Source organism: Undibacterium sp. WLX3042 (assembly GCF_049544825.1).
GTDB lineage: Bacteria > Pseudomonadota > Gammaproteobacteria > Burkholderiales > Burkholderiaceae_D > Undibacterium.
This window is the reverse complement of record NZ_CP186698.1, coordinates 2,053,841-2,065,878: the sequence shown is the minus strand read 5'-3', so window position 1 is coordinate 2,065,878 and position 12,038 is coordinate 2,053,841. Positions and strand designations below refer to the sequence as shown.

The 12,038-nt window shown below is 52.7% G+C and carries 14 protein-coding genes; 13 read left to right on the top strand and 1 reads right to left on the bottom strand.

Annotation, left to right across the window (positions count from 1 at the left end; all coding sequences use genetic code 11):
- Positions 1-9 precede the first annotated feature (9 nt).
- Positions 10-135, top strand: a complete 126-nt coding sequence (locus tag ACPAOP_RS09365) for a hypothetical protein (RefSeq protein WP_423682026.1) — start codon at positions 10-12, stop codon at positions 133-135.
- Between the two features lie 159 nt (positions 136-294).
- Here the strand turns inward: ACPAOP_RS09365 and ACPAOP_RS09360 are convergent, their stop codons facing one another.
- Positions 295-897: a MarC family protein gene (locus ACPAOP_RS09360; protein WP_423682027.1), complete on the bottom strand. Its 603-nt coding sequence runs from the start codon at positions 895-897 to the stop codon at positions 295-297.
- A gap of 41 nt (positions 898-938) precedes the next feature.
- Here ACPAOP_RS09360 and ACPAOP_RS09355 point away from each other — a divergent pair, with 41 nt between their 5' ends.
- From ACPAOP_RS09355 to gspD, 12 genes are all read left to right on the top strand, one after another.
- A complete protein-coding gene (locus ACPAOP_RS09355) occupies positions 939-1,148 on the top strand; it encodes a hypothetical protein (RefSeq protein ID WP_423682028.1) in 210 nt (69 codons plus the stop codon).
- Positions 1,149-1,260: 112 nt separating this feature from the next.
- The gene (locus tag ACPAOP_RS09350) at positions 1,261-1,449 is read left to right on the top strand and encodes a DUF1289 domain-containing protein (protein WP_423682029.1); all 189 of its coding nucleotides are present in this window, start codon (positions 1,261-1,263) and stop codon (positions 1,447-1,449) included.
- A 220-nt stretch (positions 1,450-1,669) separates the two neighbouring features.
- The gene (locus tag ACPAOP_RS09345; protein ID WP_423682030.1) at positions 1,670-3,958 is read left to right on the top strand and encodes a molybdopterin cofactor-binding domain-containing protein; all 2,289 of its coding nucleotides are present in this window, start codon (positions 1,670-1,672) and stop codon (positions 3,956-3,958) included.
- A 325-nt stretch (positions 3,959-4,283) separates the two neighbouring features.
- Positions 4,284-4,754 (top strand): type II secretion system major pseudopilin GspG, encoded by a 471-nt coding sequence (gene gspG, locus ACPAOP_RS09340; protein WP_423682031.1) that lies wholly within the window; start codon positions 4,284-4,286, stop codon positions 4,752-4,754.
- Between the two features lie 21 nt (positions 4,755-4,775).
- Entirely contained in the window at positions 4,776-5,240 is a 465-nt protein-coding gene (locus ACPAOP_RS09335) for a GspH/FimT family pseudopilin (protein WP_423682032.1), read from the top strand.
- Between the two features lies 1 nt (position 5,241).
- Complete coding sequence (gene gspI, locus ACPAOP_RS09330) at positions 5,242-5,622, top strand: type II secretion system minor pseudopilin GspI (protein ID WP_423682034.1); 381 nt, start codon at positions 5,242-5,244, stop codon at positions 5,620-5,622.
- A gap of 16 nt (positions 5,623-5,638) precedes the next feature.
- Complete coding sequence (locus ACPAOP_RS09325) at positions 5,639-6,271, top strand: PulJ/GspJ family protein (protein ID WP_423707764.1); 633 nt, start codon at positions 5,639-5,641, stop codon at positions 6,269-6,271.
- Positions 6,271-7,311: a type II secretion system minor pseudopilin GspK gene (gspK, locus tag ACPAOP_RS09320; protein WP_423682036.1), complete on the top strand. Its 1,041-nt coding sequence runs from the start codon at positions 6,271-6,273 to the stop codon at positions 7,309-7,311. Before ACPAOP_RS09325 ends, gspK begins: the two co-directional genes overlap by 1 nt.
- A gap of 5 nt (positions 7,312-7,316) precedes the next feature.
- Positions 7,317-8,570, top strand: coding sequence for a type II secretion system protein GspL (gspL, locus tag ACPAOP_RS09315; protein WP_423682037.1), 1,254 nt, complete (start codon positions 7,317-7,319; stop codon positions 8,568-8,570).
- Positions 8,570-9,070: a type II secretion system protein GspM gene (gene gspM / locus ACPAOP_RS09310; RefSeq protein ID WP_423682038.1), complete on the top strand. Its 501-nt coding sequence runs from the start codon at positions 8,570-8,572 to the stop codon at positions 9,068-9,070. Before gspL ends, gspM begins: the two co-directional genes overlap by 1 nt.
- Positions 9,071-9,862 carry a type II secretion system protein N gene (gene gspN / locus ACPAOP_RS09305; protein WP_423682040.1) on the top strand — a complete coding sequence of 264 codons (792 nt, stop codon included), beginning with the start codon at positions 9,071-9,073 and terminating at the stop codon, positions 9,860-9,862. It abuts the gene before it with no gap.
- Between the two features lie 5 nt (positions 9,863-9,867).
- Complete coding sequence (gene gspD / locus ACPAOP_RS09300; protein WP_423707763.1) at positions 9,868-12,036, top strand: type II secretion system secretin GspD; 2,169 nt, start codon at positions 9,868-9,870, stop codon at positions 12,034-12,036.
- Positions 12,037-12,038: the final 2 nt, after the last annotated feature.

Here is a 12,038-nt window from a genome sequence, read left to right as displayed (position 1 = left end):
GAGATCGCAATGAATCGTCAGTTCTGGAAGCAGTTTCTGATTGCCCTTACATTATTTTTACTGGGCTATTTCACGTTTAACGGCAAACTGTTCGCCGCAGAGTTGGCGTCATTCGTGACTGCTGTCGTGGGCTAAAAAACGATTTGAATCCTTGCTTCCTTGCATCGGGTCAGGCAGTGAATATCAGCCTGAATTCTGATGTTCAGAGATTCAGGCTGATCTGATGCTGCGTTGTGAGTCTCTATGAGTCTGCGAACAGCCTGTTATTCTGCTGCTTAATCAGAGCTTGCCTCATCAGCTCAGCGTTTTAATATATTCCCGGAAGCCGGTCAGCAGCATTTCTATCGACATTGCGGCAAGGATCAAGCCCATCAGTCGTTCAAATGCCGTCATAACATGCGCGCCCAATACCCGTTGCATACGTTCTGCGCTCAGTAAAACAATCAGCCAGACGACCGCCACGGCGGTCAGCGCGCCCAGATGTACCAGCATTTCCTGATTATTGTCAGATGAAAACAGCAGCACCGTTGCCAGTGCAGACGGGCCCGCCAGCGCTGGAATCGCGAGCGGCACAATAAACGGTTCGTGCTTATCTTCGGTGTCGCCAAAAATCCCGCCTTCCTGCGGAAACACCATACGCAGCGCGATCAGAAACAGAATCACGCCGCCGCCGATACGGATAGAAATTTCTGATAGTTGCAATGCCGTCAGAAAATTTTTGCCGAAAAACATAAACAACAGCAGCAAAACAAATGCGATACCACATTCGCGCACGATGACGCGCCAGCGGCGTTCCGGTGAAACGTGGGACAGTGCGCTGACGAAAATCGGTACGTTACCGAACGGGTCGGTAACGATGACCAGAAGGATCAGGGTTTGAAAAAAATCTTGTGCCATGAATTACATTTTCTATTGAATGGAAAAAACGGAATGTGCTGATGCTTGCGATCAGCGTCGTGCTGACAGTGATGACGGGAACCGGTACTTCAGATGGTCAGTGTTTATCAGCTTGCAGTGCTTATTATGCAGAGTCGCAAGCGCAAGAGACTCAATTTTCCTGTGCTTTGAGTGTGGCTGTCAATCCAACTGCTCGCCAGCCGGTGGTTCTGCAGGAAATAGAATTTTCGCACCAGAGCGATACCGCTTAATTAGCGTTACTATTACTCCCGTTGCGGGTATCTGCCTGTTTGTTATATTTTTGAATGTGCTGTTGCTCTCTCAGTTCAGAGACGAACAGTGCTGCGCTGAATGGTATGAGTGATGACTGAAATAAAAGAACGCCCGGATACGCCCTGTGTGGCAGTGTGTTCCACGACCTTCGATGAGATTTGTCGCGGCTGCGGCCGCACAGTGACCGAGGTGGCAGACTGGGTATTTATGAGTCCAGAGCAAAAAGAAGTTGTCTGGCAACGTATTCTGTCGCAAGGCTATCCGCGGCGAAATACCTGAGAAGGACATTGCGGGTAATTACCGTATCGTAAGCACACGTTCTTTTCCTGTAATGACTCTTAACTCAACAAAAAACGTGACAACATAAAAATACAGGACTTACGCAATTTGCTCCGGCAGGGTATGGCGACGAAGGCAGTACGAATGTATGGTCGGGAGTCATAATACTGTCGTGGCGGCTTTGCGTTAGCCCTGACATACTGAAAACGGAGACCGGGTAATGTCAGACATAAAAAAAACAGGGCGTCGCCGCTTTATTCTGGGCGCTGCCGGTGCAGCCGGGGCTTTGCTGGTTGGATGGGGGCTGATGCCGCCACGCCAGCGTCTGAACGCGGCACATTCTTTGCCTGTGGTGAATGATGAAGTCGCGCTCAATGGCTGGATAAAAATTGCCAGAGATGGCAGCGTCACTGTTGCCATGCATCGCAGCGAAATGGGGCAGGGCATACATACCGCACTGCAAATGCTGGTGGCGGAAGAACTCGATGTCGCGATGGCGCAAGTCAAAACCATGCCAGCGCCCATCGATAAAATCTACGGCAATCTTTCTATGCTGGCAGATGGTCTGCCTTTTCACCCTGACGATCAAGGTGTGATCAAACAATTCGCTCAGTGGATGACATTGAAAACCGCGCGCGAACTGGGTTTGCAGGTGACGGGTGGTTCGTCCAGCGTTAAGGATGCATGGCTGCCGCTGCGTGAAGCTGGCGCAGCAGCACGTGCGATGCTGATTGCCGCGGCGGCGAAAGAGTGGAACGTGCCTGCAGATCAGTGCACGACCGCGAATGGCATGGTGAAGCACACATCCGGCAAGCAAAAGTCTTACGGTGAGCTGGCAGCCAGTGCAGCTGAAACCGAGCCCGCGCAGATACGGCTGAAAGCGCCTGCAGAATTTAAACTGATCGGCCATCCCGAGCCGCGCACCGATGCCAAAGCTAAAGTGGATGGCAGCGCGCAGTTCGGGATCGATGCGCACCCAGCCGGAATGTTGTTTGCGGCGTTGAAATTAAGCCCGGTCATCGGCGGCAAGCTTAAGCGTGTCGATCCGCAGCCGGTGCTTGCGATGCCTGGCGTCACGCATGTGGTGGATTTTTCTGAGGCCGTTGGTGAGGCCGGTGTCGCAGGTGTTGCTGTCATCGCCAAAAACTATTGGACGGCGAAAACGGCTTTAGCCGCATTGCCGGTCGAGTGGGATGCCGGTGCGCTCGCGCAGTTATCGACGGAATCAGTCTTCAAAGAGCTGGCAGAAAAACTCGATAGCGAATCTGGCTTCACCTATTACAAACAAGGTGATCCTGCGGCGGTGTTGGCTGAGTCTAAGGATGCAGCAACGGGTACTTCCGTCGCAAAAACGATCAAGGCAGAATATCGCGCCCCGTTTCTTGCGCATGCCACGATGGAGCCGATGAATTGCACGGCGCAACTGAAAGATGGCAAGCTGGATTTATGGGTATCGACCCAGGTGCCGAGCATTGCTGTGGCGGTGGCCGCCAAAGTTGCAGGTATCAGTGCTGAACAAGTGCAGTTGCATATGTGCTTTCTGGGTGGTGGTTTTGGTCGCCGTTTAGAGGTGGATATGGTGGTGCAGGCGGTCGCCATTGCCAAACAGACGCAGGGCTTGCCGGTCAAGCTGATCTGGAGCCGCGAAGAAGATATGGCGCATGACATGTATCGTCCGGCAGCACTGGCGCGGTTTACGGCGGCACTTGATGATAAGGGCAAGGTACTCGCCTACGATAATACATCGGCGTCCGCGTCCATCGTGCATCAGGTGCTGAAACGGACGTTTGGTTTGCCCGGCGCAGGACCGGATAAGACGACGGCGGAAGGTGAATTTGACATGCCGTATCACATTGCGCATCAGAAAATTGCCCATGTGATTGTGCCCACGCCTGTGCCGGTCGGCTTCTGGCGCTCAGTCGGACACTCGCATAACGCGTTTTTTAAAGAGAGTTTCATTGATGAGCTGGCGCATGCTGCGGGTACAGATCCGGTCGATTTTCGTCGTGCGTTGCTGGCCAACCGCAAGCGTCATCTGACCGTGCTTGATGCCGCGATGAATCAGGCTGGTAAGCCCGGAGAAGGCCGCGCGCACGGGGTCGCTTTGCATCAGTCGTTCGGCAGCGTTGTGGCGGAAGTTGCGGAAGTCTCGGTGCAGGATGGCCAAATCCGCGTGCACCGGGTGGTCTGCGCGGTCGATTGCGGCATTGCGGTGAATCCCAACATCATCAGGCAGCAAATGGAGTCAGCAGTCATTTTTGGCCTGAGTGCGGCACTGTACGGCGAAGTGACGATCAAAGACGGCAAGGTCGTGCAGAGTAATTTTCATGATTATCCGGTGCTGCGTATCAACGAAGCGCCGCAGATTGAGGTCGTGATTATTCCGAGTGCAGAGCCGCCTGAGGGTATCGGTGAGCCGGGCGTGCCGCCAATTGCACCCGCAGTGGCGAATGCGGTGTTTCAGCTGACCGGGCAGCGTTTGCGCAGTTTGCCGCTGAAACTGGCCTGAGCAGCCTAAATATACTGGGGGGAGTATTTTTTTGCCCCCCCTTTGTTTATGCTGACGTTAGGGTGTTTTTCAGAAAAACAGAGGGGAGTATAGTAAAAGTTCACTTTTTTTGTTATTTTTAAGTAACAAATAATCATGTTGTCATGTTCCCGCTTTATACTGCTTCGCTTCGGATGATCTGCGTAATAACAACGCTGACAATCAAGGTAAGAAAGGCCGCCAGTGTTCCGGTGTGCCGGTTTTCCTGATAATGCAAGCGGCTATCCAGAGTATTCAGAGTGGATTTTCAGAATTAACCGAATTATCAGAACTAATAGACAGGCTTATGTTTACTTCTCAATCGATTTCAGTGTTGCCAGCGGCATCTCGTCAATCCCGTCGTTCGCGTGGTTTTACGTTGATCGAAATTATGGTCGTGGTCGTGATTATGGGTATCCTGGCGGCGCTGGTCGTGCCCAAGCTGATGGGGCGTACCGATGACGCGCGTATCTCAGCGGCGAAGCAGGATATTTCGACCCTGATGTCGGCACTCAAGTTATACCGCCTTGATAATCAGCGTTACCCAACAACAGAACAGGGTTTGCAGGCTCTGGTTACCAAGCCGACTACCGGTCCTGCCGCCAATGGCTGGAAAACCGGCGGTTACATAGAACGATTACCGAAAGATCCATGGGGTAATCCTTATCAGTACCTGTCACCGGGTATTAAAGGCGAAGTCGACGTTTTCTCACTCGGTGCAGATGGTCAGCCCGGCGGCGTGGATAAAGATGCTGACATCGGTTCTTGGGATCAGTAAGTCCTGCATTATTTCCCATTCATGACACTGCGAAACAGGCAGCGTGGCTTCACACTACTCGAATTGCTGGTAGTGATGGTGATCGCCGGTCTGATGCTGGGTGCAGTCGCGTTTAATGCGATGCCGAGTCCGCGTCAGCGCGTCGAACAAGACGCGAATCGTATCGCCTTGCTGTTGCAACTCGCGCGGGATGAGGCCATTCTGCGCAATCTGCCCGTCGCCTTTGAAGCCGATCAGTACGGCTATCGTTTTCAGGTACGTGAAGACCGGGTCTGGCTGCCGTTGCGCGACGAGATGCTGCGTGATCGCGCGTTTGGTATTTCTCCACTGGAACTGAGTATGGAGCCGCCAAGCAATCAGGCGGCAGCGGTGCGGGTTGTGTTTGGCCGCGAGCCTGTCGATAAGCCTTTCATTATCACTTTACGTGTGCCGGATGGCAGCGTGCGTATCCGCGCCGATGGTGTCGGACATTTTTCCGTAGAATGAAATGCGCCTGAAATTCTCCCGTCACGCTGGTTTTACCCTGCTTGAAGTGCTGGTGGCGCTGGTCATCGTCGGTACTGCACTGGGCGCGAGCCTGCGTGCTGTCGGCAGCCTGACGCAAAACAGCAATGACCTGCGTATCTCGCTGATGGCGACATGGTCGGCGGAAAACCGCTTGTCGCAAATCCGTCTGGCGCGCGAATGGCCATCGCTGGGGGAGCGTACGTTTGAATGTCCTCAGGCTGATTTAAAACTGACTTGCGAAGAGCATGTGATTGCGACGCCGAATCCTTCATTTCGGCGCGTCGAAGTCTTCGTTTATGAAACAGATAAACCTTCGCGCCGCATTATCAAGCTGACCCAGGTGGTGCCGAATGCCTTGTAATCGCCGGCCCTCCGCAATGCGCGGTTTTACCCTGATTGAATTACTGGTCGCGATCACGATACTTGCGATTGTCGCCGTGCTTGGCTGGCGCGGTCTGGACGGTATTGTGCGCGCACGCGTTGCGCTGAATGCGGAAATGGCGCAGACACGCGGTATTCAACTGGCCTTTGCCCAGATCGAAAATGACTGCGCGCATCTGATGGATGCGAACTTGCTGCAAGGGCGCAGCGTATTGCGTGCTGCCGGCAGCAAGCTGATGCTGATCCGTTCGGTACTCGAAGATAACCAGCCGCTACGGTATCAGGTGATTGTGTACAGCGTGATCGATGGCAAACTGGGGCGGCGTGAACTGGCGCCGACCCGCGAAATTGCGGCATTAGAAAACGATTGGCAAAGTGCCGCCGCTGATACCGATATAACGCCGGTTATACAGTTACAGACCGATGTGACATCACTGGCGATGCGCACCTGGACACAAGGTGAAACTGGCTGGCGTATCGACGGTACAGATATACAAAACCCTGCGACGGATGGCGCAGCAAAGAACCCCGCGATCAAGAGTGCGAAACTGGCCGGACTGGAAGTGTCGATGCAAGTGCAGGGGCGTGAAGCGCCGATGACTAAAGTGTTTTTGCTGGGGGCAAGCTGATGCAGATCGCCTTTTATCATCCCCGGCAACGTGGTGTTGCTGTTGTGACTGCGTTGTTGCTGACGACACTGGCGATCACGATTGTTGCCAGTCTGTTCTGGCAGCAGCAGGTGCAGGTGCGTTCGATAGAAAATCAGCGCATGCAGTTGCAAAAAAAATGGATATTACGTGGTGCTATCGACTGGGCAAGGCTGATCCTGCGTGAAGATAAAAAACAGAGCAATGTTGATCATCTGGGTGAGCCGTGGGCAGTCAGACTTGAAGACACGCGTCTCGATCAGTATGTCGAAAATGGTCGGGCCGACACTGATGCCAGCGATGCAAGCTTGTCCGGTCAGGTCATCGATGCACAGTCTTTGTATAACTTAAATAATCTGGCGACAGATGGCGTGGTGGACCCGCGTGAAACTGCTGTCTTTGCCCGCCTGCTGACGAATTTGCGCTTTTCTGCTGAGCTGGCACAACGGACTGCCAGCGCGATTGCTCAGACGCAGCCGAAAGCAGTAGTACCAAAGGGGGCGCCGGACAGCACGCCAGCGAGTTCCTCTGCCGACTCCGGTGGAATATCAGCGAACGGAGGAAGTGTAAAAACAACATCAGAAGAGACGCAAGCTGCAGTACAATTCCTGCGGTTTACGCAGGTTGATGATTTATTGTCCGTGCCGGGCTATACGCCGGAGATGGTGAATAAATTGCGTTCGTATGTGATCGCCTTGCCTCGCAAATCCGGTATTACGACCATCAATCTTAATACGGCTCCTGCCGAGGTGCTGGCTGCGCGGATAGAGGGGATGAGTCTGTCGGATGCGGCGCTGATCGTGGCCAGCCGCGAGCGCGCTTACATCAGTGGTTTTCCTGATTTTGAAACGCGTTTCCCTGATAAGGCAAAAATGACTTCAAAAAAAGAAGTCGATACCTCAACCAATTATTTTGTGGTGAACGGTAAGGTTAAAATGAACCGCTCGCTGATGGATGTCAGCGCGTTGATAGAGCGGGCAGAGGATGCATCGACGACGGTGCTTTGGGTAAGAGACAACTAAATTACATGGCAAGTACACTCACTATTTCTTTACCCTCGCGGGTCGCTGCGCAGAGCAGCCCGGACTGGTCTTCGCAGACGTTGCCGTTTGCCCTGTTTTCAGCAGAGGGCAATATACTCCAGCAAGGTCTGCAAACGCTGGCAGAGTTGCGCGCTTTATCTGTTGGTGTCCGTCAGCTTCACTTATTGCTGGCTGCCAGTGATGTCAGTCTGCTTGCGGTTAAAGTGCCGCCCATGTCGGCAGCGAAATTTAAATCAGCGTTGCCGAATCTGCTTGAGGAGCAGCTGACTTCAGATCCTGCCGATGTCGCACTGGTGGCGACACCGGTGGTGAATGGTGAGGCGACCGTTGCCGTCGCCGACAGAGCGTGGCTGGAGTTGATTGCGACCAGGGTCAAGGACTGGCCAGTCAAAAAAATCGCTGCTTTTCCATCGCAACTCGGACTGACGCTGCCGCAGCAGGAAAATCAAGTTGCAGCACTGATTGAAAATCGTGACGGCGTATTGGCGCTGACGATCAGACAATCTGAGTCACAGGGCATGGGGCTCAATTTGCCTGAGGCGGATCGTGACAGTGCGATCACCATGCTGAATTTGCTGGTACCGGAAACAGATGTAGGATTGTATGTAGCTGCAGGTGAAGTAGAGCAATATCAGGCGATGTTACAGACCCTGACGCTGAGCGAGCGTTTTCAGGTGCGGGCGATCAGCTGGCAGAACCGTGCTGGCGGCATAGGTGTGAAAACACCAGATCTGATGTCCGATGTCAGTGCTATCCATAAGCCGTCAATCGACTGGGCATCCTGGCGCTGGCCTTTGCGTTTGCTGGCTGCAATCGTAATAGTCAATATCGTGGCCTTAAACACAGAGTGGTTCAGCCTCAAACGCGAAGCCAGGAATTTAAGTGCAGCTCTGATGCAGACGTATAAGAATAGCTTTCCTAAAGAGATGACGATTGCTGATCCTCTGGTGCAGATGAGGCAAAAAGTGGATCTGGCGAAACGCTTGTCCGGTCAGTTTGCGCCGAATGACTTTGCGGTGATGGCGGCGCAGTTCACGCAAGTGTGGGAACGCGTGATGGCGGGCAAGCCAGCCGATGTCGTGTCTGTCGAATATAAAGACCGCGGCCTGAACGTCAAGGTGAAATCGCCGGGTCAGATTCCGCTTGATCAGTTGCGTGCGGCGCTGGCAGAACAGTCTATGCGCATGGAAGCAACACCAGATGGGATATTGCATATCACCGTCGGAGGGAAAAACTGATGATGAAGCAATTAAAGCAAGAGTTTGATCTGTTCTGGGGACAGCGTGATGCACGCGAGCGCCGCATGCTGAGTATCGCAGCAGTGGTCATTGTGCTGGCGCTGGTCTATCAGATTTTTCTTGACCCGGCATTGACAGGGCGGACGAAATTACTGAAGCAGATCCCGGTTTTGCGCCAGCAGGTTGCCGAGATCACCGCACTGAGTGTACAACAATCCAAACTGGCGGCGGGTTTGTCGCAAATGACAGAACCGGTTACACGTGAGAGCGTGGAGGCATCGCTGGCAACTCGCGGCATCAAGGCACAAACCTTAAGTGTATCGGACGATATCGTGCGTTTACAAATTCAGACGGTCGCCTATGCAAATATCATGGAGTGGCTGATGGAAACCCAAAAATCTTCGCGTTTGACGGTCGAGGAAGCACGTTTTACCGCCTTGCCAGAACCGGCGCAGGTGAACGTCAGCCTGACATTAAAGCAGCAACGCGGTGGACTTTGAATGACGTCAGGAAAGTCAGCAGCAGGATTCTGGATATGGGTGGTGACAGGCATCGTCAGTATCACGTTATCCGTCTTGTTTTTTTTGCCTGCCAGTTGGCTTGGTGCTTTACTGGAAAAGCAAACGCAGGGGCGACTCAGTCTCGGTGACGTGCAAGGTTCGTTCTGGCGTGGCTCGGCGTTTGTCGGCGTTGCTTCCGGTGTCAGCGGCCCGGTAACGCCTTTGTTTGCGGGACGCTTTGCGTGGAAAATTTCACCGCTGATCTTGTTGGCACAAGTCGAAGCTGAACTGGATAATCCTGAATCGCTGTCGGCCATCGTCAAGATACAGGGTAATTTTTCGGAGTTGCAGGTGAGTCCGGCAAGTTTGCTCTTGCCGACAGAGCGGTTAGAAGGACTGGGGGCTCCGCTGAATACGATAGGGCCTACCGGGAAATTGCGGATGTCGTGGAATAATTTACGCTTTGCCCGGGATGCTGGCAGACTGAACGGATATGGGCAGTTGCAGCTGGAATTGTCGGAAATGGCATCGCGTCTGTCGCCAGTCAAACCTTTGGGTAGCTACAACATGGCGTTTGATTTACACGGCGCAAATGCCGATCTGCATCTGAATACCTTAAAAGGGCCGATGATGTTGGCCGGCAGCGGTACATTAAACGGCGGCCATTTCCAGTTTTCAGGCAAAGCCTGGGCAGAAGAAGGGCAGCAGGCAAGATTGGCAAATTTATTGAATTTGCTGGGGCAGCGCCGTAAGGACGGCGATCAGGATGTCATCGCTTTAGAGTTTAAATAGTTCAAATGAAAAAATATCCATTAAAAAACAAGGCAGCTATGATCAGCAATTCCTTACGCAAACCGATGCGCCATTTGTCTGTCATGACAGGAGCGGCAGTATTGAGTGCCGGTTGTCTCATCAGTTCTTCGGTGTTGGCACAAAATGCGGCGCAAAATACGGCAGACCTGAATTTTGTCGGTGCCGATATTGAATCTGTTGTTAAAGCGATTGGTCATTACACAGGATCGACTTTCATCATCGATCCACGGGTGAAAGGTCAGGTCACCTTAGTCTCGGAAAAACCGCTGACAAAAGAACAGGCGTTCAAGCTGCTGACGTCGACATTGCGTCTGCAAGGGTATGCGGTTGTGTATGCGGATGGCTATTACAAAGTGGTGCCGGAATCTGACGCCAAACTGCAACCAGGTCCGACGCAGTCTGTGCAGAATGAGAAAGGCGAATCGGTCAGAGGCGATCAGGTGGCAACCCAGATTTACCGACTGAATTACGAATCAGCGACCAATGTTGTGACGATTTTGCGGCCATTGATTTCGCCTAATAATACGATTAATGCGAATCCGGGTAATAACTCGGTGGTGATTACCGATTACGCCGATAACTTAAAACGTCTGAATAAAATTATTGCGTCTTTAGACGTTCCCGCGACGGTGGATATGGACGTGATTCCTATCAAACACGCGATGGCGAGTGATATCGCTGCATTGGTGAGTAAGCTCAGCGATAACGGCGCTGCGACGGAAGGTGGACGTGCAGTCTTGCTGGCCGATCCGCGCACCAATTCTGTGTTGTTACGCGCCCCTTCCGCTGCGCGGGCGAATCTGGTTAAAGAGCTGATTGCCAAACTGGATCAGCCAACGGCATTGCCTGGTAATGTGCATGTGGTTTATCTCAAGAATGCAGAGGCGGTAAAGCTGGCTCAGACTTTACGTTCCATCATTTCCGGCGATACCAGTGCCTTACCTGCCAGTACCGGTTTGTCGAATACCGGTAGTGCTGCGAACGGAACGAATAGTCCGATAGCGTCGAATTCCGCAACGGGTACGACGAATACCGGTGTCACCGGTGGTTTGCCTCCATCGTCCGGTAGCAGTTCTGTAACGGGTAACACTGGCGGTGCAGCGGGTTTCATTCAGGCTGATGCAGCAACGAATACGCTGATTATTACGGCGAGCGAAGCGGTATACAAAAATCTGCGTTCGGTGATCGATCAATTGGATGCTCGGCGAGCGCAGGTGTATGTCGAGGCGCTCATCGTTGAAGTGAATGCAGATAAGGCAAATGAATTCGGCGTGCAGTGGCTGGGTTTATCTGGTGACAGCAATAGTAATTACCGTGTCGGCGGTGGTACGGCTTTCACCACCACGGGGAATAATATTCTCAGTCTCGCCACTGCAGCGACGCCGACGCCAGGTAATGGTTTGTCTATCGGTGTTTTCAAGCAGATCAACGGCAAGCTGGGGCTGGGGGCGCTGGCGCATGTGCTTGAAGGTAGTGGCAATGCGAATATCTTGTCTATGCCGAATCTGGTGACACTGGACAATGAAGAAGCAAAAATCGTGGTCGGTAAAAACGTGCCTTTCATCACCGGTCAGTTCACGACTTCTGCCTCCACCGGCACGGCTGGTGTGAATCCGTTCCAGACCATAGAACGCAAGGAAGTCGGTCTGAAACTGACCGTTAAACCGCAAATTTCCGAAGGCGGTACAGTCAAGCTGGCGATCTATCAGGAAAGCTCGAGTATTGACGATTCTGCGACAGTGACATCGTCTGGCCTGATTACCAAACAACGCTCCATTTCCACCAATGTGCTGGTTGAGGATGGGCAGATTCTGGCGCTCGGTGGCTTGATGGAAGACAGTACTTCTGATTCCGTCGAAAAAGTTACCGGTCTGGGGGATATTCCTGTCATTGGCAATTTGTTCAAATATCAGACGGCCAAGCGCGGTAAAACCAATCTGATGGTGTTTCTGCGTCCGACTGTGATACGTAATGCCGAGCAAAGCAACAGCGTTTCCGTTGATCGCTATGACTATATGCGTACGCAGATCGCACCGAATAAAGAAGGTGTGCCGGCTGCGCAATTACCTGACATGGAAAAAGGCAAGCTGATGGCGACATCAACGTCACTGCCATCGGATAAAGTGAAATCCGCCAGTCAGGAAAGTAAATAAGC